Below are 25,925 nucleotides of genomic sequence, written 5' to 3'. Positions count from 1 at the left end.
TAGGTAATAATTAATAATGATATTACTTGATGACCTTTATGTTATTGCAGATAAAAAACTAATAAAACCAAGTAAAATCAGGAGGAATAATATGGCAACAATAAAACCGTTCAAAGCTTTAAGACCGACAGTTGAGCTGGCACCAAAAGTTGCAGCACTACCCTATGACGTAGTAACTACAGAAGAAGCCAGGGAATTGACAAAAGATAATGAATACTCATTTTTACACATTGACAGGGCGGAAATTGCTTTTAAAGAACCAATAAATCTGTATGATCCGAGAGTATATGAAAAAGCTCGAGAGAAATTGTGTGCTATGATTGAAGCAAAGGTATACATACAGGATAAAAAGCCGTGTCTGTATATATACCAATTAGAAAGAGAAGGTAAGCGTCAAAAAGGTATAGTGACCTGTACATCTTTGGATGATTACTTAAATGATGTTATTAAGAAACATGAACACACTTTGCCAATTAAAGAGCAAGACAGAATAAATCATGTAAAGTATACTCAAGCCCATACAGGGCCTATACTTATGACTTATCGTGAAAATCGTGAAATTACAAGCATAGTTGATGATTGGACCTTATCACATACTCCGATTTATGATTTTGTTTCAAGTGACAAGGTTGTTCAAACTGTATGGATTATTGATGATGACAGAACCATAAAAAAAATTGTCGACTTATTTGCAGGTGTGGGAGCAATTTATATAGCCGACGGTCATCACAGAGCAGCCGCAGCCGTAAAAGTAGGATTGGCGGAAAGGGCAAAGAATCCTAATTATACTGGTAACGAAGAATACAATTATTTTCTTTCGGTTATTTTTCCCGATACACAGCTGACCATACTTGAATATAACAGAGTAATAAAAAAATTAAACGGTCTTGGCGAAAAAGAATTACTTGAGAAAATTGATAAAAATTTTGAACTTATATATAAAGGCAAAGAAGCTTTCAAACCCAAAGCAAAGCATTTTTTTGGTATGTATATGGGCGGACAATGGTATGGCTTTAAAGTTAGAACTAACAGCTTTAATAGAGATGATCTTGTAGAAAGTTTAGATGTATCAATACTCCACAATCTAATAATCTCACCTGTTTTTGGCATCACTGACCCAAGGACTGACGATCGGATTGACTTTGTAGGTGGAGTAAAAGGTGTGGAGGAATTAATAAGACGTGTGGACAGTGGCCAGATGCGTATAGCTTTTGCACTGTTTGCTACACCTATAGATGATCTTATGAAAATTGCCGATGCGGGTTTGATAATGCCACCGAAATCTACTTGGTTTGAACCAAAATTACAAAGCGGGATATTTATTCACTCAATAAAGGAATAGCAGAAATACAAAAACTTTTTACGAAGGGAGGAAATAGATATGAAATACGATGTTTTAAAAACAAAATTACAAGCCCTTACCCTTCTTGTTATTTTTATCTTTTGTATTTCTGCTTGTGGCAATTCCGAGAACAGTGAACCGGTTACGAAGACAAATTTTTTGCTCGATACCGTAATAAGTATAGAGGCTTTTGGGCCTTATGCCTCTGAAGCTATCGATAAAGCATTTGATCGAATTGCCGATATTGAAAAAAAAATGACGGTAAACGCTGAATCAAGCGAGTTAATCGAGCTAAACAAAAAAGCCGGAAAGGAGCTTTGCGAGGTAAGCCCGGATACTTTTTTCGTTATTAAAAAGGGTCTGCAGTATTCCAGACTGTCAAAAGGTAAATTTGATATAACAGTGGGTCCTTTGGTAAGGTTATGGGGTATTGGTACCGATAAGGCACATATTCCTGCGCTTACTGAAATAAAAAAAGCTTTATCACTGATTGATTACACACAAGTAAAACTTGATGAAAGCCAAAATGCCGTATTTTTAAAAAAGGCAGGCATGGCTTTGGATTTGGGCGGAATTGCAAAAGGATATGCTGCAGACGAGTCGGTTAAGGTTTTAATGCAAAGTGGCGTAGAAAGCGGATTGATTGATTTAGGCGGCAATCTTTATGCTATAGGTACAAAACCTGATGGTACGCCGTGGAAAATAGGCTTGCAAGATCCTTTTGATGTAAGGGGAAGCATCTTTGCTACGGTAGAAGTGGCAGATAAAACCTTAGTTACTTCCGGACCTTATGAAAGGTATTTTGAAGAGAATGGAAAGAAGTATCATCATATCCTAGATACAAATACGGGATTTCCGATAGAAAATGGTTTAATGAGTGTAACAATTATATCAGATAGTTCCATAGATGCGGATGCACTGTCAACTGTTGTCTTTTCCATGGGGTTAAGTGATGGAATAAAATTTGTAAATGGTCAAAAAAACATAGAGGCAGTTTTTGTAACCGGCGATTATAAAGTATATGCAAGTTCCGGAATCAATAAATACAATTTCAAAGTTACAAATAAACGTTTCAAAATGGAAAGTTGCATTGAGTAGATTATGGATTGAATTTGTTAAATAATTAACAAAGATTTTGATAATAATATAACATTGTGACTTATTTCACTTTTTCTATTGTAAAAAGAGTACTGTTGTGCTAAAATTAGTTGCGAAGGAGTGTTGCATAGCTATGCTAAAAAAGATTAAAATACCGGACGCTACCATCGGTCGTTTATCATTATATTCAAGATATTTAATTGAAGCTCACGAAAAAGGGATAACAACCGTGTCGTCGCAGCATATTGCGAAGGCAACCGGTGTCACTCCTGCTCAAGTTCGTAAAGACTTAGCATATTTTGGAGAATTTGGAACAAGAGGAGTAGGCTATAATTCTAAAGAGCTTTATAATTATATAATGAAGATTTTAGGACTGGACAAACATTGGTCGGTAGCCATTGTTGGAGCCGGCAATTTAGGAAAAGCCCTTTCTCAATATAAGGGTTTCTATCAAAGAGGATTTGATATAGCTTGTATCTTTGATAATGATCCAAAAAAAGTAGGAAAAAAAATATCTAATATAAACATCTGCCATCTAGATTCTTTAAACGAAAAAGTTAAGGAGCTAAAAATAACTCTGGGAATTATTGCAGTACCGGCGCAGGCAGCCCAAGAAGTAGCCGATAAATTAGTAAAAGCAGGTATAAGAGGGATAATAAATTTTGCTCCCATAAATATTACCGTAGATGAAAATATAATCTTAAGGAGAGTTGATTTATCTGCTCAATTGGAATATTTGACATATTATCTGGAGGATGCTTGATGAAACTGTCAAAAATAAAGGAGCTGCTTCAGGCTGAAGTGCTTTGGGGAGATGAATTTTTAGATACTGAAGTTTTGAGCGCTTGCGGTGCGGATCTCATGAGTGATATTTTAGCGGATACTAAAATCAATGCCGTTCTTCTAACGGGCCTAACCCATAGACAGATTATACAAACAGCGGTTATGGGCGATTTTGTTGCGATTACGTTTGTGCGAGGCAAAATTCCTCCTAAGGATGTCATAGAACTGGCACGACAAGTCAAAGTTCCGCTGTTGAGGACTAGTTTGCCGCTGTATGAAACATGCGGAATCTTGTATGAGGCAGGCCTTAGACAAGCTCATACAAAAGATATGAGTTTGAGGTCCGAACGAGCCGAGTCGGCTCAGACCATGAAACTTACTTATGACATAATCGGCAACGATTTTAATAATGCCGGTAAGGCAGCCGAACAAGCGAAAATGGTATTGAAACAAATAGGAATAGATCCTTCGATTATAAGAAGGGTTTCTATTGCTGCATATGAAGCCGAAATGAATATTGTAATCCATGCTCATAAAGGGCAACTTATTTTTGCTATTACACCCGCATATATAGAATTAGTTGCTGAAGACCAAGGCCCTGGAATTCCAGATGTACAAAAGGCTTTGGAAGAGGGATATTCTACTGCTCCGGCTCGTATAAGAGAATTGGGCTTTGGTGCAGGTATGGGTCTTCCTAATATGAAGAAATTTACCGATGTTTTCGAGATAGATTCTGTTGTTGGAAAAGGAACAAAAGTAAGAATGGTTATTAATTTATAGCATGGCTGAAAGCTGGTGATTTTTTTGCAACAACATTATCATTCGGTTACTCTTGATGTTGATAAATGTAAGGGTTGCACAAATTGTATTAAGGGATGTCCCACTGAAGCAATAAGAGTAAGAAATGGGAAGGCACATATTTTAGATAATAAATGCATAGACTGCGGCGAGTGCATACGGATATGCCCTAATAGTGCAAAATATGCAGCTACAGATAGTATATCAAGATTGAAAGAATTCAAGTTCAAGGTAGCACTTCCCGCTCCCAGCCTTTTCGGTCAATTTAAGGAAGGCACCTCAACGAAGAATATCATATATGCACTAAAGAAAATCGGGTTTGACGAGGTTTACGAGGTTCCATTAGCAGCTGAAGAAGTTACTATTGCTATTAGGGAATATATTAGCACACATAAAGATGTAAGACCGCTTATTTCGTCATCTTGCCCTGCTGTTATGCGTCTTATACAAGTAAGATTTCCGGAACTCATAAAAAACATTATACCCATCAAATCGCCAATGGAAATTGCTGCAAGACGTGCCAAGGAGATTTTAAACAAAGAGTTTGGCTATAAGGCAGAGGAAATTGGAGTCTTTTTTATCAGCCCTTGTCCTGCCAAAGCTACCTCCGTCAGACAGCCCATAGGTTCAGATAAATCCTATGTAGATGGAGTAATTTCGATTTCTGGGATTTTTGGTGATATAGTAAAAAATCTGGACGGCGAAGAATTTGAATCAATATTTAACAGTTCTTCCGGCCTTGGAATAGGATGGGGCAGGGCCGGTGGAGAAAACTTAGCCATAGGCGGCGACAATTACTTGGCTGTAGATGGAATTCACAATTGTATAGAAGTATTAGAAGAAGTTGAAATGAACAAACTTTTTGACATAGACTATATTGAGTGTCAAGCATGCATAGGCGGATGTATCGGCGGTGCACTTACTGTAGAAAGTCAGTATATAGCACGGGTCAAAATACGAAGATTATCAGAAAAACTTGGTTCTAACAGTCCCATTAATAAAAATGAAGTTGTAGAGCAGTTTAAGAATGGATATTTTAATTTAGAAGGAAAAATTCTTCCAAAATCTTCTCTTAAATTAGACGATGATTTGGTTGAAGCAATCCGCAAGATGGAACTTTTAGAAAAAACAGTAAAGGATCTTCCGGGACTGGATTGCGGCAGCTGCGGCTCGCCTAATTGCAGGGCCCTGGCCGAAGATATTGTAAAAGGTCAAGCAAATGAAGAAGATTGCATATTTAAGCTTAGAGATAGAGTAAAACACCTGGCCGGCGAGATGTATGACCTTGCACAAAAGTTGCCTCCAACCATGGATACAAAGGAAAGGTAGGAGTGATAACCGGTGAATTTAAAAGAAATGCAAGAAATACTTAACTTAAAGTTAGTTACTAAAAGCACAAACCTTGATAGAGATGTTCGAGGCGGATATGCTTCGGATCTTTTGAGTTGGGTAATGGCTCATGCTAAGGAAAATGAGGTTTGGATAACAATTCAAAGCCATCAGAATATAGTGGCGGTGGCTTCACTCTTAAATCTTGCAGCAATAATTGTGGCTGAAAATGTCAATATTGAAGAAAACACATTAAAAAAAGCGGAAGAGGAGAACATACCAATTTACTCCAGTGAAAAATCAATTTTTGAATTATGCGGTATACTGTATAATCTGTTATCAAGGGAGTCTAAGTAATGCTTGCCGAGTTTCCTGCAGATCTTCATATTCATACTTGCTTATCACCTTGCGCCGATGATGACATGGTTCCGATAAACATATTAAATATGGCAAAACTGATGGGCACTAAAATATTAGGTGTATGCGACCATAATTCGGCAAAAAATGCAAAGAGCATGTTAGAAACTGCAAAGGATTATGATATTCTCGTCATTCCGGGAATTGAAGTACAAAGCGCTGAAGAAGTCCATATGCTGTGTTTTTTTGAAAATCTAGATGAGGTGTTAGAATGGCAAGAATATGTTTATTGCTGTTTACCACAGATAGAGAATAAACCGCGTTACTTTGGTCATCAATGGATTGTGGATGGCCAGGGAAACATCTTGGGTGAAGAAAATCGAATGCTTTTGACGTCGACCTCGCTGACGGTAGAAGAAATATCGGAAAAGGTATCGAAGCTAAACGGTTTATTAATTCCTGCACATGTAGACAGAAAACATTACAGCATTGTTAGTCAGCTCGGCTTTATTCCAGAGAAATTAAAAATAGATGCGGTAGAATTTTCCAGAGCAATTTCAGAAGCGGATTTCAGAAAATCGTTTCACGGTATTAATAAATATACTTTAATAACATCTTCTGATGCTCACAGCTTGAAAGAAATGGTTTACCAGAAAACCTTTTTCTATATAGAATCTTTAGAATACAGCGAAATCGCGATGGCTTTTAGAGGCTTAGAGGGGAGGAATGTATTTATTAAAGAGTAGTTGCTAATTATTAAAGTAAATAGTGAAAGAGAGAACTATAACATACAAAGGAGAGAATGAATATGGCGGTAGCTTTAAATCAGCAGCAAGAATTTACTGATAAGCTCAAACAAATCGAAGAAATGTTAAAAAAGTATAAAGGCCAGAAGGGAACTTTATTGCAGGCGCTCCAAGAAGCTCAGAATATTATGGGTTATCTCCCCATAGAAGTTCAAGAAATGGTAGCAGAAACTCTAGATATTACTTTAAGTGAAGTCTATAGCACCATCACATTTTACTCTTTTTTTAGTCTTAAACCAAAAGGTAAGTATCAAATACGCACATGTTTGGGAACTGCCTGTTATGTAAGAGGAGCCGAGAAGGTACTTGATAGATTAAAAACTGAGCTAGGAATTGAAGTCGGAGATACAACCGATGACGGTAAATTTTCCCTCAATGCCTGCCGCTGCATAGGTGCTTGTGGCCTGGCCCCGGCTATTATTATCAATGATGAAGTATACGGCAGATTAACCCCCGACAAGATTCCTGATATTCTTAAGAAATTTGAATAATTATGAAAGAGCTTTCTCTGCATATTTTAGATGTAGTTCAAAACTCGCTAGGGGCTAAAGCATCCCTTGTTGAAATTGACATTATTGAAGATGTAAAAAATGATTTACTCACAATAAAAATTAAAGATAACGGGGCAGGCATGGACGAGGAAATGTCTAAGAAAGTTATTGATCCGTTTTTCACTACAAGGACAACTCGAAAAGTGGGAATGGGTATACCGCTTTTTGCTCAAGCGGCTAAAAGCTGTGGAGGAGATTTGAAAGTTTACTCTGAAAAAGGCAAGGGAACAGAAGTTATAGCAACTTTTGTCCTTAAGCATATTGACAGAGCTCCTATAGGCAGCATGGCTGATACTATGGTTTCTTTAGTTGCCGTGCATCCTGATGTGGATTTTATATATCGACATTGTGTAGGAGATAAAGCATTTGTACTGGATACTCGTGAAGTAAAGAAGATACTTCAAGAAGTGCCGATAAATAATCCTATGGTGTTGGATTGGATTAAAAGATTTATACAAGACAACTTAAAGGAAATTAACGGAGGTGCGTAAAATGTCAGTAATCAAGTCGATAGAGGATCTTGAGAAAATCAGAGAACAGGCCAAAGATATGATAAATTTAAGAGTTGACAATGAAACTAAGACCCGTGTAGTTGTAGGCATGGGGACTTGTGGCATTGCTGCCGGTGCCAGAGCTGTTATGTTAGCAATATTAGATGAATTAAAAAAGAGAAACATTGATGATGTTATTGTAACTGAAACAGGCTGCATTGGTCTTTGCCAGTATGAACCGCTTGTGGATGTTATTAAACCGGATAATCCAAAAGTGACTTATGTAAATATGACTCCAGAAAAGGCTAGGGAAGTTGTTGTCAAGCATATTATTAATAACCAAGTTGTTGATGAATATGTAGTACCAAATATATGATAATAATTACGAGGACTTGAGGAGGTTGTAAAAATGGAAATATACAGGGCTCATGTTCTGGTCTGCAAAGGCACCGGATGTGTAGCTTCCGGCAGTGAACCCATAATGGAAGCTTTTGAAAAAGAAATCGAAAAGAAAGGGCTTTCTAAAGAAGTAAAAGTAGTTCAGACAGGCTGTTTAGGCCTTTGTGAACTGGGACCTAATGTGCTTATTTATCCGGAGGGAAGTTATTACTGCACAGTAAAAGCGGAAGATGTGCCGGAAATTGTTGAAGAGCATTTGTTAAAAGGCCGTATTGTTGAACGCCTTTTATATAAAGAACGAGATACAAAAGAGCGCTATCGTTCTTTGATGGATATTGATTTTTATAAAAGACAAAAGCGCATTGCGCTAAGGCATTGCGGACTCATTAATCCGGAGATAATTGAGGAATACATTGCAAATGACGGTTACAGAGCTTTAGCCAAGGCATTAACCGAAATGACTCCACAGCAAGTAATCGATGAAGTAAAACAGTCCGGGCTAAGAGGCCGCGGAGGCGGAGGATTTTCAACAGGAACTAAATGGCAGTTTGCTGCAAATGCTCAAGGCGACATAAAATATGTGGTATGTAATGCCGATGAAGGAGACCCGGGGGCTTTCATGGATCGCAGTATATTAGAAGGCGATCCGCATACGGTGCTGGAAGCCATGGAGATTGCAGGATATGCCATTGGAGCAAGTGAAGGCTATATATATGTAAGGGCAGAGTATCCCATAGCCGTAAAACGTCTGGAAATAGCTATTGAACAAGCTAGAAACCACGGCCTGTTAGGTAAAAACATTCTGGGAACAGATTTTAGTTTTGACATCTTTATAAGACTTGGCTCAGGAGCTTTTGTATGCGGTGAAGAAACGGCACTACTTGCTTCTGTTGAAGGGCGCCGCGGTGAGCCGAGACCCAGGCCGCCGTTTCCGGCAAATAAAGGACTTTGGGATAAACCCACAATTATAAATAATGTTGAAACATATGCCAATGTACCCGAAATCATTCTCAAAGGTGCAAAGTGGTTTTCAAGTGTAGGATCTGAGAAAAGCAAGGGAACTAAAGTATTTGCTGTGGGCGGTAAAATCAATCATACAGGTCTTGTAGAGATTCCCATGGGAACTACGCTTAAAGAAGTTATTTACGATATTTGCGGCGGTATACCGAATAATAAAAAATTCAAGGCAGTTCAAACCGGAGGTCCTTCCGGCGGATGTCTGCCTGCATCTCTTCTAGATATGCCCATTGAGTATGATACACTGATTCAAGCAGGCTCGATGATGGGTTCAGGCGGAATGATCGTCATGGATGAAGACAACTGTATGGTGGATATAGCTAAATTCTTTTTAACCTTTACCCAAGAAGAATCCTGCGGCAAATGCCCGCCTTGCAGGATTGGAACTAAGCGAATGCTGGAAATTCTTGAAAGGATAACCAACGGTGAGGGAGAAGAAGGAGATATAGAACTTTTGGAAAATCTAGCCAATAGTATAAAGGCTTCTGCATTGTGCGGTCTTGGTCAAACAGCTCCCAATCCGGTGTTGTCCACAATTAGGTACTTCAGAGATGAATATGAAGCACATATTAAAGATAAAAAATGCCCTGCCGGTGCCTGTAAGGCTTTAGTGCATTACGAAATCATAGCTGATAAATGCAAAGGCTGCGGAATGTGTCTAAAAGTTTGTCCTACTCAAGCGATCAGCGGAGAAAGAAGGCAGCCTCATAAAATAGATACAGACAAGTGTATAAAATGTAACAGTTGTTTTGACAGATGCCCGTTTGGTGCCATTGTTAAAATATAGCATTAGAGAAGGGAGAGATAAAAACTCATGGATATGGTGACATTGACGATAGACGGTATAAAAGTGCAAGCTCCAAAAGATGCTACAGTGCTTGAGGCTGCCCGAAAAGCCGGAATCAGAATTCCTACACTTTGCTTTTTAAAAGGAGTAAACGAAATAGGTGCCTGCCGAATGTGTGTTGTAGAAGTAAAAGGAGCTAAGTCATTACAGACAGCTTGTGTTTTACCTGTGTCGGATGGTATGGAGGTTATTACCAATTCAGCGGCTGTAAGAGAGTCGCGAAAAGTAACTTTAGAATTGCTGCTTTCAGACCATAATTTAGAATGTCCGACATGTATAAGAAATCTCAATTGCGAGCTTCAGAAGTTGTCGGAAGAGCTTGGTGTTCAAGCAATAAGGTATCCCGGTGAAAAAAGCAAAGCACAATATGATGATTTTTCACCTTCTATAGTAAGGGATACATCAAAATGCATTTTGTGCAGAAGGTGTGTAAGCACATGCCATAAAGTGCAGGGCGTAGGTGTTATATCCCCTAACTACCGTGGATTCAATACTGTAATTGCACCGGTATACGACATGAGCCTCAGTGAAGTTTCGTGTGTTAATTGCGGTCAGTGCATAATGGCATGCCCGGTCGGTGCTTTAAAAGAAAAAGACGATACAGATAAAGTTTGGAAAGCTTTAGCTGACCCTGAAAAATATGTTATAGTTCAAACTGCACCAGCTATTAGGGTATCATTAGGTGAAGAATTCGGTGGGGAATTGGGCACTATTGTTACTAAGAAATTACCGGCAGCCTTGAGAAGACTCGGCTTCGACAAGGTCTTTGATACGGACTTTTCTGCTGACCTTACTATTTTAGAAGAAGGTTCGGAATTTCTGGATAGACTGCAAAACGGCGGTAAACTTCCGCTTATCACATCATGCAGTCCCGGCTGGATTAAGTTCTGCGAGCACTACTATCCTGAATTTCTTGACAATCTTTCTACATGCAAGTCACCGCAGCAAATGTTTGGAGCTCTTGTTAAGACCTATTATGCGGAAAAAATGGGAATAGATCCATCGAAGATTTTCTCAGTTTCCATTATGCCGTGTACTGCAAAAAAATATGAATGTAAGCGTCCAGAAATGTTCTCCAGCGGATATCAAGATGTAGATGTAGCACTGACTACCCGTGAACTTTCAAGGATGCTTAAAGAAGCCGGAATAAACCCAAACAAGCTACCGGATGAAGAATTTGACGAACCATTGGGAATATCTACGGGAGCCGGTGCCATATTTGGAGCTACCGGTGGTGTTATGGAAGCTGCCTTAAGGACCGTTTATGAAATAGTAACAAAGAAGGAATTGAAAAATATAGATTTTACAGAAGTTAGAGGTGTTGAAGGAGTAAAAGAAGCTACCATCGATATAGAAGGCATTAAGGTTAATATTGCGGTAGCACACGGCCTATCCAATGCCAGGGCTGTTTTGGATAGGGTAAAAAATGGTGAAGCAAACTATCATTTTATAGAAATTATGGCCTGTCCAGGAGGATGCGTTGGAGGTGGAGGCCAGCCTATACTAAGCGCCGATGAACGCTGGGAAGCCGACTATAGAGAAGAAAGAGCAAAGGCTATATATGAGGTTGACCGTAATATGCCGCTGAGAAAATCTCATGAAAATCCAGCAGTCAAGGCTTTGTATAAAGAGTTTTTGGGAGAGCCTCTTGGTGAAAAATCACATGAGTTACTTCATACACACTATACAAAGCGCGAATTATATCCTGCAACTAAACAGTAAGCAAATAGGATAGATATTATTTGACATATCAGGGTGGAAAGTTAAGGAACATGTGATATAGCCTTACTTTCCACCTATTTTCTTAACTTTTTGCTAATTAATTAACAAATATTAAAACTTGTTGAATACAGATTAGTTCTGTTATATAATCAGGTTAATATTTTTTTATTTTTAAAATTAATGTTAAAAAATTAACAAAGGAGGTTTAAATAATGAATAATTTTTATAGTCCTAAAGAAGTAGCAGAGGTATATGACAATATTTCTGTAAGTAAAGCAAAAAATTCTATAACCAACTTATTTATTTTAGGGGTTTTAGCTGGAATTTATATAGCTTTTGCAGGTTTTGCATCGCAAACCATATCTTATGCTATTAAAAATCCTGGCTTATCTAAATTTGCTAGCGGAGCGGTGTTCCCAGTAGGATTAATTCTTGTTGTACTTGCCGGAGCAGAGCTTTTTACCGGCAACAATCTGATGATAATCGGACTTATGGATAAAAAAATAAGTTTCAGTGAACTTCTCAGAAATTGGATTGTAGTATACATAGCAAACTTTATAGGATCAGTTCTGTTTGCATTTTTGGTCAGCCGCAGCGGCCTTTTTGACAGTGCCGGTGGGCTTTTGGGTGCAGCCGCAATCAAGACAGCTATTGCTAAAGTTTCATTACCTTTTAGTCAAGCGTTGATTAGGGGGTTGTTGTGCAATATTATGGTAGTTTTAGCTGTTTGGATGGCAACTGCCGCTAAAGATATTGTAAGTAAAATTTCTGCTATCTGGTTTCCTATTATGCTTTTCGTAATGTCCGGTTTTGAACACAGTGTTGCTAACATGTATTTTATACCGGCAGGCATTTTTGCTAAATCAAATGCAGATTATCTTAAAGCAGGTCAAATTGCGGCGGCATCTCTTGGTAAATTAAATTTGAGCGGACTTTTGGCAAATCTGGTTCCCGTTACTGTCGGAAATATTTTAGGCGGGGCTATCATAATCGGCTTGTCTTATTGGTATGTTTATAGATATACTCCTGATAAAATGAATTTTAAAAAGTAAAAGGGAAATATCAAATATTAACTTGAAGGATTTTAGATTAAAATCGACACAAAATTTATCTGCACAAGATAAATAAAATTTTTTTCCGAATATGATATTATATAAAAAGAGTTAATAAAAGTGTATACTATATACTTTATCAAAAACTTTTTCTAAAAATAAGAGGTTTTTAATAAATATTGTCGAATAGTATTTAAGTTAGCTCAAGCTCAAAGGAAGAGGTGAAACAATGCTTAAAACCTTCAAAGGAGGTATACATCCTCCGTATAATAAAGATTTAACAAAAAATAAACCAATTGAAAAGGCTGTCCTGCCTAAGAAGGTTACAATTCCTATGGGCATGCATATAGGTGCTCCATGTGAGCCGATAGTAAAAGTCGGAGATTTGGTTAAGAAAGGTCAAAAGATTGGCGAGGCAAAAGCTTTTGTGTCAGCACCTGTTCATGCCAGTGTTTCGGGGAAAGTAGTTGCTGTAGAACCTAGGTCTTGGCCGGGTGGAGGACTAATGATGTCGGTTGTTATCGAATCTGACGGAAAAGACGAATTATTTGAAGGTGTAGTACCTTCTAAACCAATCGAACAATTGACACAGGATGAGATAAAAAACCTTATAAGAGAAGCCGGAATAACAGGTCTTGGCGGTGCCGGTTTCCCTACTCAGGTCAAATTATCTGTACCTCCAGAAAAGAATATTGATACTATTATTGTAAATGCTGCCGAATGTGAGCCATACATTACGGCAGACCATAGATTGTTACTTGAACGCCCTGAAGATGTCATATTTGGTCTTGAGGCCATTATGAAGGCAACGGGTGTCAAAAAAAGCTTCATAGGAATAGAAGACAATAAACCGGATGCGATAGATTCAATCAGCAAAGCAATTGCAGGTAAGAAAGGTATTGAAGTAGTGGTCTTAGCTACTAAATACCCACAAGGAGGCGAAAAACAGCTAATAAAAGCTGTTACCGGTCGAGAAGTTCCTTCAGGCGGTCTGCCTATGGATGTAGGGGTTATCGTAAACAATGCAGGGACATGTGCGGCTATTGCAAGTGCATTGAAGACCGGCATGCCTTTGATTGAAAGGATAACTACGGTAACCGGCTCAGGAATAAAGGAGCCTAAGAACCTTTTAATAAGGATTGGGACTTCCTTGATAGATATTATTGAACAGTGCGGTGGTTTTAAAGGCATACCGGGTAAAGTTCTTATGGGAGGTCCTATGATGGGATTGGCTCAATCTGAGCTTGATGTGCCGGCGATAAAAGGTACTTCAGGTATATTAGTCTTGGAAAAGTCGGATGTTAAGTTATTTGAACCTTCGCCCTGCATACGATGTGCCCGATGCGTTGATGCATGTCCCATAAATCTTTTGCCGACAAATCTTGCTAAATTTACTGAAAGAGGCATGTGGGCAGAAGCAGAAAATTACCATGCATTAGATTGCATCGAGTGCGGATGCTGCTCATACGTATGCCCGGCTCATATACCATTAACTCAGCATATAAGAGTTGCCAAGAGTCATATTATAGCATTGAAGAAGAAAAATAAATAAATAAAAAATAAACTTTTCAGTAAAATTATTTAACTGTTCACGCTTAAACAAAGTAACGAGATGGGAGGTAGTTATGGATGGATGATTATAGGTTAATTACCACGTCTTCTCCTCATATACATTCGGGAGAAAGTGTTTCGGGAATAATGTTCAGTGTAGCAATAGCATTATTATTGCCTACCTTTGCCGGAATATATTATTTCGGCTTCCGAGCCTTAGCTCTTGTTATTATAACTAGTCTTTCGGCAATATTAACTGAAGCTGTATTCCAAAAGCTGAGGAATAAGCCTATTACTATAACAGACGGCAGTGCCTTGGTAACCGGTATGCTATTAGCTCTTAATTTACCGCCGGGTCTGCCTTATTGGATGGCTGTAGTTGGTGCGGTAGCAGCAATCGCTTTGGGAAAACAGATTTATGGTGGTTTAGGCTCAAATCCGTTTAATCCTGCTCTTATCGGCAGAGTATTTTTAATGATATCATTTACAACTCCGATGACTACATGGATAAATCCTGTTGATGGTACTACGGGAGCAACTCCGCTTTCACTGATGAAGATGCAGGGAATCACAACGGATTATACAAAGCTCTTTTTCGGGAATGTAGGAGGTTCTCTGGGAGAAACTTGCGCATTGCTTATTATTATTGGTGGTATGTACCTTATATTTAAGGGGTATGTTGATTGGAAAATACCGGCGAGCTATCTGGGAACCGTAGCGATTCTATCGGTAATCCTTGGTCAAGATCCCATTTTCAATTTGCTTTCAGGAGGCCTTATGCTCGGAGCTTTCTTTATGGCAACGGATATGGTAACAACACCGCTGAGCGGGCCTGGTAAACTCATTTTTGGTATTGGTGCGGGTTTGTTGACAGTAATTATAAGATTTTACGGAGGATATCCTGAAGGCGTATCTTTTTCCATTCTTTTGATGAATGCTTTTACCCCATTGATAAATCGCTTTACTGTACCTAAAATCTATGGGGAGGTGAAAGCCAAATGAATCAGTATGCAAAAATGATTATAGTGCTTATGATTATTTCTATTGCATCTGGAGCTGTGCTGGCATTATCCTATGAAGTAACGAATCCGAAAATTCAGGAACAGGCAAGGCAAAAATTAGAACAATCGGTGCTTAAAGTAATTCCGGGTGCTGCAAAGATGGAAGTAGTCCAAAAAGAAGACATGACAATTTATTTAGGCCTTGATGAACAGGGCAACAAGAAGGGGATTGCATTTAAAGCTGTCGGTTCGGGTTTTAATGGGGCTATTGAGCTGATGGTGGGTTATAACCCTTCGGAAGGCAAGCTTACAGGTGTAGAAGTTCTTTCAATGAGTGAAACCCCTGGTCTTGGTGCAAAAATAAAGGAAGAGGCTTTCACAAAACAGTTTAATGGGAAATCAGTAGAAGATAAATTCATTGCCAAAGAAGATGTGCAGGCAATATCAGGTGCCACAATATCTTCCACAGCCGTAGCAAAGGCAGTTAAAACTTCACTGGATAATGTTGTGAAAATATATCCTGTGGGAGGCGATTTCTAGTTATGCAATTATTTAAGGATTTTATTAACGGTATATGGAATGAAAATCCAATATTTAGGATGGTCATAGGAATTTGTTCTGCATTGGCTGTAACCACTGCCGCAAACAACGGCATTGCAATGGGTATGGCACTGACTTTTGTGCTGACATGTTCTAGCATATTAATATCATTACTTAGAAATATAATTCCTGCGAAGGTTAGAATACCCTGTTATATTATAGTAGTTGCAACCTTTACTACAGTTGTCGACCTTTTTATGAAAGCATATTTTCCATCATTATATGAGGTTATGGGAATATTCATTCCTCTCATTGTAGTAAACTGCATTGTCTTGGCACGAGCCGAAGCCTTTGCATCAAAGGTGGGACCTGTTCGAGCCACGGCCGATGCTTTAGGGATGGGTTTAGGCTACACATGGGCTATTACCTTAATCAGTATGATAAGAGAATTGATGGGAGCAGGGACGCTATTTGGTTATCCTATAATGGGAGAAGGATTTACTCCTTGGACAATTATGATAATGCCTCCCGGTGCCTTTATCGTAATGGGTATATTGGTGGGATTAATGAATATGATTACCAGAAAGCAAGTTGAATAAACTGATAGCCATTGAAGGGGTGTGGTGACAGATGGCAAAAGAATTGTTTTTTATTATAATAGGTTCAATTTTTGTTAACAATTTTGTATTTTCAAGATTTCTGGGAAACTGTCCCTTTCTCGGTGTTTCAAATAAAACTGAGACTGCCATAGGAATGGGCATAGCAACAACCTTTGTTTTGACTATGACGGCAGTAGCAGCTTATTTTATACAAAACTATGTATTAGCACCTTTTGGGCTAGAACCCTTTTTGCAGATAGTTTCCTTTATCTTAGTAATAGCGTCACTGGTGCAGCTGGTGGAAATGGTAATATTAAAAGTCAGTCCGGCCTTATATAATGCATTTGGCATTTTCTTGCCTTTAATAACCACCAACTGTATAGTAATGGCAGTGGCTCTCCTGATACCAATGAACAATTACAATCTTATAAAAAGCATTGCACTTGGTTTAGGAGCTGGTTTGGGATTTACATTGGCTCTAGCATTGATGTCCGGTATTCGCGAAGATTTAGAGTTTGCGGATGTCCCGGAAGCTTTAAGAGGGCCGGCCATAGTTTTTATTACGGCAGGCCTGCTGTCTTTAATATTTTTAGGATTTACGGGACTTGTTCCATTAGCATAAATACCGGAGGAGGGAGGTAAATAAGATGGCGGATATAATAATAACTTCCGTAATAAGCATGGGCGGTTTGGGTTTGTTATTGGGCGGAGGGCTTGCTCTTGCGTCTAAAAAGCTGGCTGTAGAGACAGACCCGAGAGTTGATGCCATAATTGAGGCCTTGCCCGGAGCTAACTGTGGTGCATGCGGATACCCCGGCTGTTCAGGTTTGGCTAAAGCAATTGTGGAAGGTAAGGCTCCAGTTAATACTTGTCCTGTTGGAGGCGCACCTGTTGCTGAAAAAATAGCAAAAATCATGGGTATGGATGAGGCTATAGCTTCAACGGAGAGAAAGGTAGCCAGAGTTTTATGCCAAGGAGGAAAGACCGAAGCTAAGCTTAAATCTGAGTATCATGGAATAAAAACATGCAAAGCTGCATCTATGATAAACAACGGTCCTAAGGCATGCCCATTTGCATGTATAGGATTTGGTGATTGTAAAAAAGTTTGTCCTGTTGGTGCCATAACTATGAGTGAGAATGGTCTTCCAAATGTAAATGAACAAAAATGCATTGGCTGCAGCCTTTGTGTGCAAGAATGTCCAAAGGATGTTTTGGCTTTGATTCCTGAAAAAAATGAGGTTCGTGTAAGCTGCCGAGCTACCATGAAAGCAAAAGACACCAGAGCCGTATGCAGTATTGGATGTATAGCTTGCAAACAATGCGAGAAAGTATGCCCGTTTGATGCCATACATGTTAACAATAATGTAGCAGCGATTGACTATGAGAAATGCCGTAATTGCATGTTGTGTGTAGAAAAATGCCCTACCGGAACTATAACATCGATTTTTGCCGAACGAAAAAAGGCCGTTATTATAGAAGAAAAATGCATCGGGTGTACACTATGTGCAAAAAATTGCCCGGTGAATGCAATTTCAGGCGAGGTAAAAAAGGTGCATAAAGTCGATCAAGATATATGTATCGGTTGTGGCATCTGTCAAGAGAAATGCCGCAAAGATGCCATCAAAATGGTAAGAAATGGCCAAAAAGATATAAGTAATTGTGATACTTGTACTGCTGTAAAATGATAGAAAATGCAAATGTAAATCAAGCATGATGTGCTTGCTGAAAAATTATATAAAACTTAGCATATAAAGCCTTCGGTTTTTACCGAAGGCTTTTTCCGATTTGGAGAATTGTTGTAAAGTAAAACTTAACGGCGATTTATTTAATATACATGTTTTTTATTCAAGTATTCCCTTACGAGCATCAGTGTCTCCCCAAAACGTTGAAAATGAACGACTTCTCTTTCTCTCAAAAATGAGAGGGCAGCAATTATACCTGGATCATCTGTCAGATTTATTAAGTGTTCATAGGTAGTTCGGGCTTTTTGTTCAGCTGCCATGTCTTCGTGCAAGTCAGTTATTGGATCTCCTGTTGACTGTATATATGCAGCGGTCCATGGAACTCCTGCCGCATCAGCAGGGTAAAGGGCATTATCGTGCTGGGCGTAATAATCGCCTAAACCGGCTCTCCTCATTTGTTCAGGAGTAGCACCGTCAGTAAGCTTATATATCAGTGTACCGATAATTTCCCAGTGGGCAAATTCTTCAGTGCCTATATCTGTTAATACGGCTTTAGCCTGCGGTATCGGCATGGTGTAGCGCTGAGTTAGATATCTTACAGCAGCGGAAAGTTCGCTATCGGGGCCTCCATACTGAGCGTAAAGAAATTTGGCCATGCCTAAATCTGTACGCGAAACATTGGCAGGATATTGAAGTTTTTTCTCATAATACCACATCGCTTTCCCTCCCTAAATATTGTATTTCCCATGGCCAAGGTTCATTTATATACTGATATGGAAACCCTGATATCGAATTGATATGCAAGGGACCATACTTTTCTTCATAGACGGTTTTTAGCTGATAAGATTTTTTTGTGAAACTATTATGATCTTCTAAAGCTCTTTTTTCGTTCGGATGGGTATCCAAGAAAAGCCCCAATTCATAGAGCACAAAGTCTACCGCCATGATTTCTTTTAAAAGATTTATCATATCTTTTGAATACATTCAAATCACCTCTTTAAATCTATACTTTAGGTCTTACGGGATAGGGTCTATATAATTCAGGGAACAATGTCCCGCGCATTAATGCTGCCTTTGGGTCAAAGGTTTCTCCGTAAACTTGAATGGGAATATAAACTTCGGCAAGTTTATAGGCAGCCAATAACCCTTTTTCCTTACCAACATCTTCAGGTACTGACATGTTATCTCCCTCCTAGGAATTTATATATTGTGTTGAGTCTCATAGCAGGATGCCTTTCAATACCATACTATTCCTTGGGTATATATTTGGTGTAAGTTCTAATAGAAATTGGATAACCAGGGTATATATAAATGAAAAACCTTTAAAATAGCTTATACTATTCATGATGAGAATTTTCATATATTCACGATACCTTAACATTCCAAAATCAAAAAGAAAGCTGATGGGCTTTCAACCTATAACAATTAATTTATACCTTTGATTATTTTTAATTTTTTTTATATAATTAAATTTGATATTTGAGGCAGATAGTTCATTTTCAGGGTTGTTAGAAATCATTTTTGGAGGGGAAGAAGTTGGGCCCAAGCAAAAGCAAGAAGAGTAAGAGAATAAGATTTATTGGAATTAAAAACAGAGTAGGTATGGCTAACGATATCTTGCAGGCAATAGCTTCTTACAACCTTAATATTATGACAATGGAAGTTAATCCACCATATATGTCGGTACAGGTAGAGTGGGGTGATATTTGTTGGGATGATTTTAAAGAGCATATGCGAAAAAATATAAAAGAGATTCATGATATAATAGAAATTAACATGATGGACTACGAGAAACAGCAAAAGGAACTGCAGACAGTAGTAAACAGCATGAATGATGGTCTTATAGCTGTTGATAGCTATGGTAGTATAATTTACTTTAATACTAAAGCCAAAATGATTTTTAATCTAAACGAAAATGATATTAATCAGAATATTAATGAAATAATTCCCAAAAATGTCTATGACCCACAACTTGATATAGAAGATAGAGATGGGGTTGAATTAAACGGTACATTTAGAAATAAAAAAGTAAATATAATTTCGGATATAAGAATTATAAAAAATGATATGGAAGTTAAAACAGGTGCTTTAATAATTTTAAGAGAAATGACAGATATAAGACGTTTAATGCATTCTATAACTCGACCTTCAATGATGACATTTGACGATATAATAGGGGAAAGCAGAGCATTAAAGGAGACTATAAGTATCGCAAAATCAGTGGCACCAAGCAATTCTAGCGTAATGATTCGAGGAGAAAGCGGGACGGGAAAAGAGCTTTTTGCTCGGGCAATACATGTAGAAAGTAATCGATGCAGCGGACCTTTTGTTGCAGTTAATTGTGCAGCAATTCCCGATACTTTACTGGAAAGTGAATTTTTCGGATATGAGAGAGGTGCTTTTACTGGGGCAAGTTCTTCGGGTAAACAGGGGTTTTTTGAACTGGCGACCCACGGAACATTATTTCTTGATGAAATAGGTGATTTACCGACGCATCTTCAAGCCAAAATACTGCGGGCTATTCAAGAACAAAAGATTCGCCGAATTGGTGGGAAAAATGAAGTAAAAATTGATGTAAGGATAATTTCTGCCACTCATAGAAATTTAGAAAAAATGATCAAAGAAGGAACTTTTCGCGAAGATTTATATTATAGATTAAATGTAATACCTATATTTATTCCTCCGCTTAGAGAAAGAAAAGAAGATATAATTACATTAGCCGAACATTTCGTAGAAAATTTTGGAACAAATATGGGAAAAGAAAAGTTAGTTATTACACAAGAGGCATTAAATGAACTCCTAAACCACGACTGGCCGGGAAATGCAAGAGAATTACAGAATGTATTGGAAAGGGCGACTATTTTAGCAGAAGATAAAATAACTGAAGAACATTTGCTTATAAGTCAAGCTGAGCAAATTAAGGCAAAAAAAAATAATCAAACAATAAAGGAAATATTACCGGTTGATTTACCTAAACTTTTAGAAAAAATAGAGCAAAATTATCTAGAAAAAGCCTATGAAGAATATCGATCTTCAAGGAAAATAGCGGAAGTTTTGAATATATCTCATACTACCGTAATAAATAAAATCAAAAGATACGGTATATGTAAATAATTTTTACAATTGTAAATATACATTACAATCTCTGTAAAAAAAGTTTACAGCTATCTAAGACACTAAAAAGCTGTAAGGCTAGGTATAAAGCGTTTCCTAGCCTATATTTTTTAGTGGCACGATTATTGCACTTGTACAACAACGAAAGACAAAAGTCTTTGTGAATAACTTTTTAAGGAGGAATATTATATGACAAAGAAGTATATGCCGGAACCGTTTAAAATTAAATCAGTGGAACCACTGCGAATCCTTCCGCGCGAAGAAAGGGAAAAAGTTATAAAAGAAGCAGGTTATAATACCTTTTTAACCAAATCCAGAGATACTTATATAGACCTTCTTACAGATAGTGGTACAAATGCCATGAGTGATAGGCAATGGGCGGGATTAATGGTCGGTGACGAAGCATATGCAGGAAGTGAGAATTTCTATCATTTAGAAGAAACCGTAAGAGACATATTTGGATTTAAATATGTCGTACCTACACACCAGGGTAGAGGAGCAGAAAACCTTATCTCAAGAATTCTAATTAAACCAGGAACTTACGTACCCGGTAACATGTATTTTACGACTACAAGGACACATCAAGAAATGAACGGCGGGACCTTTGTCGATGTTATCATTGATGAAGCTCATGAACCTGATAGGGCAGATGTTGACTTTAAAGGCAATGTAGATCTAGATAAGTATGAAGCACTTATCAAAAAGGTAGGAGCAGATAAAATACCTTATATTACTGTAGGAGTTACCGTTAATTTAGCCGGCGGTCAGCCTGTTAGCATGCAGAACTTAAAAGATGTTCATGCACTTTCCAAAAAATACGGGATAAGAGTAATATTTGATGCTACTCGCTGTGTAGAAAACGCATACTTCATTAAGACAAGAGAAAAAGGTTATGAAAATAAGACAATTAAAGAAATTGTAAGAGAGATGTTTTCTTATGCTGATGGTTGCACCATGAGCGGCAAGAAAGATGGCATTGTAAATATGGGCGGCTTTTTAGCCATGAATGAAGAAGAACTATATGATGCAGCCAGAAGCCTTGTGGTTGTATTTGAAGGTATGCCCAGCTATGGAGGAATGTCCGGTCGCGATATGGAAGCATTGGCAATTGGTTTTCAAGAAGCAATGGATTTTAACTATATAAAACACAGGGTACAGCAAGTAGAATATTTAGGTGAAAAATTAATGGAAAAAGGTATACCGATTGTTAAACCTATTGGTGGTCATGCGGTATTCCTAGATGCAAGAGCATTTTTGCCTCATATTCCACAGTCTCAGTATCCTGCCCAAGCTTTAGCTGCTGCAATATTTGTAGATTCCGGTGTAAGGACCATGGAAAGAGGAAATGTATCCGCAGGTAGGGATAAAGATGGCAATGAATATTTTCCAAAACTGGAATTAGTTCGCTTGACGATTCCGAGAAGGGTTTATACATATGCCCATATGGACTATGTTGCCGAATCGGTAATTAACACATATGAACATAGAGAAGATGTAAAAGGCTTGAAGTGGACCTATGAACCACCGGTACTAAGGTTCTTTACCGGAAGATTTGAGCCGATAGAATAAGATACTTATATACTTAAGATAAGTAAAGAATATTAAAAGAAGTTAAGAACTAACAATTGGTCTCTTTCCTAACTGAAATACTTAAGTTTCCATGGGGAGGAGACCAATATTAACATAAATCATAAAATAAGAATTTTAAAATGTTCTAGTAAATTTAAATTCAGGAATAGAACCAAGGTGCTTAAAATACATTAAGTAACTTGATTTACATTAATCATTTATAAATAAGTATGAGAAGATGCATCAGTGCTATATAAAGAAAATTCAGTTAATAATAATGAGAGGGGATGTAAAGATGTCCACAGAAAGAAAAAGAAGGCCCACAATAGGTGAAGCTGTAATAGCCATGATATTAGTCATAGTTTTGATTTTAATTTCGATTAGAACCGCACTTGTTTTAGAGACTGCTTTAGTGTTTGGGGCTGCGGCTGCTGCCCTTATAGCTATGTATTTAGGCTATTCATGGGAAGATATTGAACAAGGTATGCTTGACGGAATAAGGAATGGTTTAGGTGCTTGCATAATATTGATAGTAATCGGTATGGTTGTTGGCACCTGGATTTTAGGCGGCACTATTCAAACTATGATTTATTACGGATTAAAACTACTTACGCCTCAAATATTTTTACCCGTTGGATTTATGCTTTGTTCTTTAACTTCGTTATTGATAGGCAGTTCTTTCGGCACGATTGCAACTATGGGTATTGTCCTTATGGGTGTCGCTGAAGGCCTAAGCATTCCAAGAGCAATAACAGCCGGAGCTATAGTTTGCGGTGCTATGTTTGGAGACAAAGTTTCACCACTGTCAGACTCTACTAACCTTACGGCAGCCATGACCGGAACCAAGTTATTCGACCACGTTCGTTCAATGCTGTATGTATCAGGGCCCGGTGCAATAATATGTTTACTTATATATACCCTTATTGGGCGAAATTATGCAGTAGCAGGCAATGTCGATTTTGGAACTGTAGAAAGCATTTTGACAACCCTAAGCAGCAATTTTAATCTTTCTATTATGACTTTAATTCCGCCGGCAATTGTAATTATCCTTTCAGTATTAAAGTTGCCTGCCATTGCTGCACTGATGATTAGTTTTATTTCGGCAGGTGCTTTATCGATATTTACTCAAGGAGCTAGTCTTGCAGGCATAATTGAGGTGGGAGCTAATGGATTTATCTCTAACACCGGTCATGAGCTTATAGATAAACTCCTTACTCAAGGCGGGATAAATTCTATGATGAGTACTGTTGCCATAATTATGGCGGGAACTGCTATGGGAGGTATATTAGAAAAGTGCGGGATATTACAAGTATTACTTGAAAACCTTATGAAACATATAAAAAAGCCAAGAGACTTAATCTTAGCTTCACTAGCCGGTGCCTATCTAATGCTGCTTGCAACGGGAGAAATGATGGTATCCATTATAGTTCCCGGCAGGACTTTAGAGCCTGCATTTCACGAGATGAAGATACACACCAGCGTTCTTTCGAGAACTCTTGAAACCGGTGCCACTTTAATGTGCGGAGCATTACCGTGGGGAGTTGCATCTGTTTATGCACAAAATGTTCTCAATGTTGGTTTTGAATATATACCTTACTGTTACCTCCCCTTTATCGCTCCGATTATTGCTATAATCTATGCTTTTGTAGGTTTTGCAACGTTTCCGGCTGAACCGGAAGTAGATAGTTAAAATTAACAAGACCATACTCAAACCGATTTTACATGAAGTTCGGCCTAAATCTTGATTACAAAAGGTTTATCGCACTGGATCAAAGATAAGCATTGCAGGTGTAAACCAAATAGAAGAATTGGATATTTTAAAATCCATCTTGCTTTTACAGTGAGATGGATTTTAAAATAGGAAAATAAAAAGGAATTATGTTGTTAGCTAACTGCAAATAATTACTATTATGTGAGATCTAATCTAATTCATCTTTATAGCGAATAATATTAGAGCTAATTATTGGCTGAACTACCATGGCTGCCGCCGTCTTGGTGATTCACTTTATATATATAGTAAGTCATTGCAAATAGTGCTCCGGCGACTATAGGTTCTACATCTGTTACATATCCGGCAACATCCATTCCGATAACATCCCCGCCTAGCCGCCCTGTGACCTGATTTTCTAAAATATCAATTTCCACCTCAAAGCCAATTACAGGCCCACCGCATCGTCCGTATACTGAATTGTTGCGGGTTTCAAGCTCAAGGTCGTTACCGTCGATCATTCCGCCTATTCGCACTGAGAGAAAATCAGGGCTTATCTTCCCTTCAACGCTTTTTCCGATTATTGCCCCGCCCAATCTGCCGTTTATAAATCCTTCTTTCATAGAATATTTTAAATCTATATCGTCTCCAAAAATCATCCCACCGATTCTGCCGGAAATTACTCCGTTTTCTACAGTGGCATTGATATCATATCCTCCGATAGCGCCGCCGATTCTTCCCGAAACTGTTCCCATAAAACCCTACCTCCTTTTTCACCTATAAATACAATTCTTTAAAGCAAGGCCGATGTTATATTAAAGCGGTAAAACCTTTGAAAACATAAGTATATTCTATAACAAATAACTGGCAAAATAAAGGCGATATGTCATTTACTTCAGTCAGTTTGTCGCTTGAGTGATAATAATGTAAATCATAGCTGACTGATACCATATATTCGTAATACCCTCTAAATCGTTAGAAGGATTTCTTTAAATTATAACGAAATATAGATATTAGTGTAGGAAAAACTAAATGCAGATATTTTTTCGAAACAGATTGAAAATCGGGAGGCGATTTTTATGGGGTTAACAGACGAGATAACAAATGCACTTATGATTTTTTCACATAAGTTCTACCAACTACTTCTAATTGCCGGTGACGATTCGCATAAAAAAAGCCTTCTTTTAAAGCAGATAGCTGAAAGCGGCAACTATGCTTATGTAAACCTTAACCTCGCCCTGTCAGAACGCTTGATGATGATTCCAAGCCATGAACACAGCCTATTTGTGAATCAGTGCATTGATGAAATCATAAATGGCATCAGTGCTGAAACAGTTATTTTTGACCACATCGAAATACTGTTTGAAAAACCGCTGAATACAGACCCCATGGTACTTCTAAAAAATATCTCGCGGCACAGAAAACTCATATCTGATTGGCCAGGCATCATCAAAGATGATATTCTGATTTATGCTAAACCCGGCCATAGAGAATATGTAAAATACCCTGTTGAGGTCGATTATACAATTATTGATATAGACCAGAACTATAAGGCTAGTTTTTAACCGC

Annotated in this window: 27 protein-coding genes; 23 read left to right on the top strand and 4 right to left on the bottom strand. The window is 38.1% G+C overall.

All coding sequences use genetic code 11. The annotated features are described in order from the left end of the window. The first annotated feature begins 91 nt into the window (after nucleotides 1–91). From TEPIRE1_RS09465 to TEPIRE1_RS09375, 19 genes are all read left to right on the top strand, one after another. Nucleotides 92–1,342 (top strand): DUF1015 domain-containing protein, encoded by a 1,251-nt coding sequence (locus tag TEPIRE1_RS09465; protein ID WP_013778950.1) that lies wholly within the window; start codon nucleotides 92–94, stop codon nucleotides 1,340–1,342. A gap of 39 nt (nucleotides 1,343–1,381) precedes the next feature. Next, nucleotides 1,382–2,440 carry an FAD:protein FMN transferase gene (locus tag TEPIRE1_RS09460; RefSeq protein WP_013778949.1) on the top strand — a complete coding sequence of 353 codons (1,059 nt, stop codon included), beginning with the start codon at nucleotides 1,382–1,384 and terminating at the stop codon, nucleotides 2,438–2,440. A 133-nt stretch (nucleotides 2,441–2,573) separates the two neighbouring features. After that, nucleotides 2,574–3,203: a redox-sensing transcriptional repressor Rex gene (locus TEPIRE1_RS09455; RefSeq protein ID WP_013778948.1), complete on the top strand. Its 630-nt coding sequence runs from the start codon at nucleotides 2,574–2,576 to the stop codon at nucleotides 3,201–3,203. Then, nucleotides 3,203–4,003 (top strand): ATP-binding protein, encoded by an 801-nt coding sequence (locus tag TEPIRE1_RS13505; RefSeq protein ID WP_013778947.1) that lies wholly within the window; start codon nucleotides 3,203–3,205, stop codon nucleotides 4,001–4,003. The genes TEPIRE1_RS09455 and TEPIRE1_RS13505 overlap by 1 nt, the downstream gene beginning before the upstream one ends. Before the next feature lie 24 nt (nucleotides 4,004–4,027). Further along, on the top strand, nucleotides 4,028–5,350 hold the full coding sequence (locus TEPIRE1_RS09445; protein ID WP_015295657.1) for a [Fe-Fe] hydrogenase large subunit C-terminal domain-containing protein: 1,323 nt from the start codon (nucleotides 4,028–4,030) through the stop codon (nucleotides 5,348–5,350). A gap of 12 nt (nucleotides 5,351–5,362) precedes the next feature. Then, nucleotides 5,363–5,707, top strand: coding sequence for an HPr kinase (locus TEPIRE1_RS09440; protein WP_013778945.1), 345 nt, complete (start codon nucleotides 5,363–5,365; stop codon nucleotides 5,705–5,707). After that, nucleotides 5,707–6,453 carry a PHP domain-containing protein gene (locus TEPIRE1_RS09435; RefSeq protein WP_013778944.1) on the top strand — a complete coding sequence of 249 codons (747 nt, stop codon included), beginning with the start codon at nucleotides 5,707–5,709 and terminating at the stop codon, nucleotides 6,451–6,453. The genes TEPIRE1_RS09440 and TEPIRE1_RS09435 overlap by 1 nt, the downstream gene beginning before the upstream one ends. Before the next feature lie 62 nt (nucleotides 6,454–6,515). Then, on the top strand, nucleotides 6,516–7,004 hold the full coding sequence (gene nuoE, locus TEPIRE1_RS09430; protein ID WP_013778943.1) for an NADH-quinone oxidoreductase subunit NuoE: 489 nt from the start codon (nucleotides 6,516–6,518) through the stop codon (nucleotides 7,002–7,004). 2 nt (nucleotides 7,005–7,006) lie between these two features. Continuing rightward, the gene (locus TEPIRE1_RS09425) at nucleotides 7,007–7,555 is read left to right on the top strand and encodes an ATP-binding protein (protein WP_013778942.1); all 549 of its coding nucleotides are present in this window, start codon (nucleotides 7,007–7,009) and stop codon (nucleotides 7,553–7,555) included. Between the two features lies 1 nt (nucleotide 7,556). Then, on the top strand, nucleotides 7,557–7,931 hold the full coding sequence (locus tag TEPIRE1_RS09420; RefSeq protein WP_013778941.1) for a (2Fe-2S) ferredoxin domain-containing protein: 375 nt from the start codon (nucleotides 7,557–7,559) through the stop codon (nucleotides 7,929–7,931). A gap of 33 nt (nucleotides 7,932–7,964) precedes the next feature. Next, a complete protein-coding gene (gene nuoF, locus TEPIRE1_RS09415; protein WP_013778940.1) occupies nucleotides 7,965–9,758 on the top strand; it encodes an NADH-quinone oxidoreductase subunit NuoF in 1,794 nt (597 codons plus the stop codon). 27 nt (nucleotides 9,759–9,785) lie between these two features. After that, nucleotides 9,786–11,540 carry an NADH-dependent [FeFe] hydrogenase, group A6 gene (locus TEPIRE1_RS09410; protein WP_013778939.1) on the top strand — a complete coding sequence of 585 codons (1,755 nt, stop codon included), beginning with the start codon at nucleotides 9,786–9,788 and terminating at the stop codon, nucleotides 11,538–11,540. Between the two features lie 212 nt (nucleotides 11,541–11,752). Next, the gene (locus TEPIRE1_RS09405; RefSeq protein WP_013778938.1) at nucleotides 11,753–12,592 is read left to right on the top strand and encodes a formate/nitrite transporter family protein; all 840 of its coding nucleotides are present in this window, start codon (nucleotides 11,753–11,755) and stop codon (nucleotides 12,590–12,592) included. Between the two features lie 229 nt (nucleotides 12,593–12,821). Continuing rightward, nucleotides 12,822–14,144 (top strand): electron transport complex subunit RsxC, encoded by a 1,323-nt coding sequence (rsxC, locus tag TEPIRE1_RS09400; protein ID WP_013778937.1) that lies wholly within the window; start codon nucleotides 12,822–12,824, stop codon nucleotides 14,142–14,144. Nucleotides 14,145–14,221: 77 nt separating this feature from the next. Beyond that, entirely contained in the window at nucleotides 14,222–15,145 is a 924-nt protein-coding gene (locus TEPIRE1_RS09395; RefSeq protein WP_013778936.1) for an RnfABCDGE type electron transport complex subunit D, read from the top strand. Further along, nucleotides 15,142–15,684, top strand: coding sequence for an RnfABCDGE type electron transport complex subunit G (locus TEPIRE1_RS09390; RefSeq protein ID WP_013778935.1), 543 nt, complete (start codon nucleotides 15,142–15,144; stop codon nucleotides 15,682–15,684). The genes TEPIRE1_RS09395 and TEPIRE1_RS09390 overlap by 4 nt, the downstream gene beginning before the upstream one ends. A 2-nt stretch (nucleotides 15,685–15,686) precedes the next feature. Further along, on the top strand, nucleotides 15,687–16,283 hold the full coding sequence (gene rsxE / locus TEPIRE1_RS09385) for an electron transport complex subunit RsxE (RefSeq protein ID WP_013778934.1): 597 nt from the start codon (nucleotides 15,687–15,689) through the stop codon (nucleotides 16,281–16,283). Between the two features lie 31 nt (nucleotides 16,284–16,314). Beyond that, nucleotides 16,315–16,905, top strand: coding sequence for an electron transport complex subunit RsxA (rsxA, locus tag TEPIRE1_RS09380; protein WP_013778933.1), 591 nt, complete (start codon nucleotides 16,315–16,317; stop codon nucleotides 16,903–16,905). 25 nt (nucleotides 16,906–16,930) lie between these two features. Continuing rightward, the gene (locus tag TEPIRE1_RS09375; protein ID WP_013778932.1) at nucleotides 16,931–17,968 is read left to right on the top strand and encodes an RnfABCDGE type electron transport complex subunit B; all 1,038 of its coding nucleotides are present in this window, start codon (nucleotides 16,931–16,933) and stop codon (nucleotides 17,966–17,968) included. Nucleotides 17,969–18,108: 140 nt separating this feature from the next. On the opposite strand, the gene TEPIRE1_RS09370 is transcribed toward TEPIRE1_RS09375, so the two are convergent. From TEPIRE1_RS09370 to TEPIRE1_RS13500, 3 genes are read right to left on the bottom strand one after another with little or no spacing between them, the layout of a single operon-like run. Then, nucleotides 18,109–18,681 (bottom strand): manganese catalase family protein, encoded by a 573-nt coding sequence (locus TEPIRE1_RS09370; RefSeq protein ID WP_013778931.1) that lies wholly within the window; start codon nucleotides 18,679–18,681, stop codon nucleotides 18,109–18,111. Continuing rightward, nucleotides 18,668–18,949: a spore coat protein CotJB gene (locus TEPIRE1_RS09365; protein ID WP_013778930.1), complete on the bottom strand. Its 282-nt coding sequence runs from the start codon at nucleotides 18,947–18,949 to the stop codon at nucleotides 18,668–18,670. Before TEPIRE1_RS09365 ends, TEPIRE1_RS09370 begins: the two co-directional genes overlap by 14 nt. A gap of 19 nt (nucleotides 18,950–18,968) precedes the next feature. After that, nucleotides 18,969–19,145: a spore coat associated protein CotJA gene (locus TEPIRE1_RS13500; RefSeq protein ID WP_013778929.1), complete on the bottom strand. Its 177-nt coding sequence runs from the start codon at nucleotides 19,143–19,145 to the stop codon at nucleotides 18,969–18,971. 356 nt (nucleotides 19,146–19,501) lie between these two features. Here TEPIRE1_RS13500 and TEPIRE1_RS09360 point away from each other — a divergent pair, with 356 nt between their 5' ends. The 3 genes from TEPIRE1_RS09360 to nhaC all read left to right on the top strand — a co-directional run bounded on the left by TEPIRE1_RS09360 (nucleotide 19,502) and on the right by nhaC (nucleotide 24,338). Further along, nucleotides 19,502–21,079 carry a sigma-54 interaction domain-containing protein gene (locus TEPIRE1_RS09360; protein ID WP_013778928.1) on the top strand — a complete coding sequence of 526 codons (1,578 nt, stop codon included), beginning with the start codon at nucleotides 19,502–19,504 and terminating at the stop codon, nucleotides 21,077–21,079. A gap of 189 nt (nucleotides 21,080–21,268) precedes the next feature. Beyond that, nucleotides 21,269–22,648 carry a tyrosine phenol-lyase gene (locus TEPIRE1_RS09355; protein ID WP_013778927.1) on the top strand — a complete coding sequence of 460 codons (1,380 nt, stop codon included), beginning with the start codon at nucleotides 21,269–21,271 and terminating at the stop codon, nucleotides 22,646–22,648. Between the two features lie 295 nt (nucleotides 22,649–22,943). Further along, nucleotides 22,944–24,338 carry a Na+/H+ antiporter NhaC gene (gene nhaC, locus TEPIRE1_RS09350; protein ID WP_013778926.1) on the top strand — a complete coding sequence of 465 codons (1,395 nt, stop codon included), beginning with the start codon at nucleotides 22,944–22,946 and terminating at the stop codon, nucleotides 24,336–24,338. 266 nt (nucleotides 24,339–24,604) lie between these two features. Here the strand turns inward: nhaC and TEPIRE1_RS09345 are convergent, their stop codons facing one another. Further along, nucleotides 24,605–25,111, bottom strand: a complete 507-nt coding sequence (locus TEPIRE1_RS09345) for a hypothetical protein (protein WP_013778925.1) — start codon at nucleotides 25,109–25,111, stop codon at nucleotides 24,605–24,607. 324 nt (nucleotides 25,112–25,435) lie between these two features. Here TEPIRE1_RS09345 and brxF point away from each other — a divergent pair, with 324 nt between their 5' ends. Further along, complete coding sequence (gene brxF / locus TEPIRE1_RS09340; RefSeq protein WP_013778924.1) at nucleotides 25,436–25,921, top strand: BREX-3 system P-loop-containing protein BrxF; 486 nt, start codon at nucleotides 25,436–25,438, stop codon at nucleotides 25,919–25,921. The last annotated feature ends 4 nt before the right edge of the window (nucleotides 25,922–25,925 follow it).

The organism is Tepidanaerobacter acetatoxydans Re1 (assembly GCF_000328765.2).
Classification (GTDB): Bacteria; Bacillota; Thermosediminibacteria; order Thermosediminibacterales; family Tepidanaerobacteraceae; genus Tepidanaerobacter; species Tepidanaerobacter acetatoxydans.
This window is presented reverse-complemented; position numbering and strand designations above follow the sequence as displayed.

Excerpts from the sequence above, each read along its gene's own strand:
- TEPIRE1_RS09355 (WP_013778927.1), top strand. The coding sequence starts at position 21,269 with ATGACAAAGAAGTATATGCCGGAACCGTTTAAAATTAAATCAGTGGAA.
- rsxE (WP_013778934.1), top strand. The coding sequence starts at position 15,687 with ATGCAATTATTTAAGGATTTTATTAACGGTATATGGAATGAAAATCCA.
- TEPIRE1_RS13505 (WP_013778947.1), top strand. The coding sequence starts at position 3,203 with ATGAAACTGTCAAAAATAAAGGAGCTGCTTCAGGCTGAAGTGCTTTGG.
- TEPIRE1_RS09465 (WP_013778950.1), top strand. The coding sequence starts at position 92 with ATGGCAACAATAAAACCGTTCAAAGCTTTAAGACCGACAGTTGAGCTG.
- TEPIRE1_RS09390 (WP_013778935.1), top strand. The coding sequence starts at position 15,142 with ATGAATCAGTATGCAAAAATGATTATAGTGCTTATGATTATTTCTATT.
- nuoF (WP_013778940.1), top strand. The coding sequence starts at position 7,965 with ATGGAAATATACAGGGCTCATGTTCTGGTCTGCAAAGGCACCGGATGT.
- TEPIRE1_RS09425 (WP_013778942.1), top strand. The coding sequence starts at position 7,007 with ATGAAAGAGCTTTCTCTGCATATTTTAGATGTAGTTCAAAACTCGCTA.
- rsxA (WP_013778933.1), top strand. The coding sequence starts at position 16,315 with ATGGCAAAAGAATTGTTTTTTATTATAATAGGTTCAATTTTTGTTAAC.
- TEPIRE1_RS09345 (WP_013778925.1), bottom strand. The coding sequence starts at position 25,111 with ATGGGAACAGTTTCGGGAAGAATCGGCGGCGCTATCGGAGGATATGAT.
- TEPIRE1_RS09435 (WP_013778944.1), top strand. The coding sequence starts at position 5,707 with ATGCTTGCCGAGTTTCCTGCAGATCTTCATATTCATACTTGCTTATCA.
- TEPIRE1_RS09455 (WP_013778948.1), top strand. The coding sequence starts at position 2,574 with ATGCTAAAAAAGATTAAAATACCGGACGCTACCATCGGTCGTTTATCA.
- TEPIRE1_RS09420 (WP_013778941.1), top strand. The coding sequence starts at position 7,557 with ATGTCAGTAATCAAGTCGATAGAGGATCTTGAGAAAATCAGAGAACAG.
- TEPIRE1_RS09410 (WP_013778939.1), top strand. The coding sequence starts at position 9,786 with ATGGATATGGTGACATTGACGATAGACGGTATAAAAGTGCAAGCTCCA.
- brxF (WP_013778924.1), top strand. The coding sequence starts at position 25,436 with ATGGGGTTAACAGACGAGATAACAAATGCACTTATGATTTTTTCACAT.
- nhaC (WP_013778926.1), top strand. The coding sequence starts at position 22,944 with ATGTCCACAGAAAGAAAAAGAAGGCCCACAATAGGTGAAGCTGTAATA.
- nuoE (WP_013778943.1), top strand. The coding sequence starts at position 6,516 with ATGGCGGTAGCTTTAAATCAGCAGCAAGAATTTACTGATAAGCTCAAA.
- TEPIRE1_RS09375 (WP_013778932.1), top strand. The coding sequence starts at position 16,931 with ATGGCGGATATAATAATAACTTCCGTAATAAGCATGGGCGGTTTGGGT.
- TEPIRE1_RS09405 (WP_013778938.1), top strand. The coding sequence starts at position 11,753 with ATGAATAATTTTTATAGTCCTAAAGAAGTAGCAGAGGTATATGACAAT.
- TEPIRE1_RS09460 (WP_013778949.1), top strand. The coding sequence starts at position 1,382 with ATGAAATACGATGTTTTAAAAACAAAATTACAAGCCCTTACCCTTCTT.
- TEPIRE1_RS09370 (WP_013778931.1), bottom strand. The coding sequence starts at position 18,681 with ATGTGGTATTATGAGAAAAAACTTCAATATCCTGCCAATGTTTCGCGT.
- rsxC (WP_013778937.1), top strand. The coding sequence starts at position 12,822 with ATGCTTAAAACCTTCAAAGGAGGTATACATCCTCCGTATAATAAAGAT.
- TEPIRE1_RS09395 (WP_013778936.1), top strand. The coding sequence starts at position 14,222 with ATGGATGATTATAGGTTAATTACCACGTCTTCTCCTCATATACATTCG.
- TEPIRE1_RS13500 (WP_013778929.1), bottom strand. The coding sequence starts at position 19,145 with ATGTCAGTACCTGAAGATGTTGGTAAGGAAAAAGGGTTATTGGCTGCC.
- TEPIRE1_RS09365 (WP_013778930.1), bottom strand. The coding sequence starts at position 18,949 with ATGTATTCAAAAGATATGATAAATCTTTTAAAAGAAATCATGGCGGTA.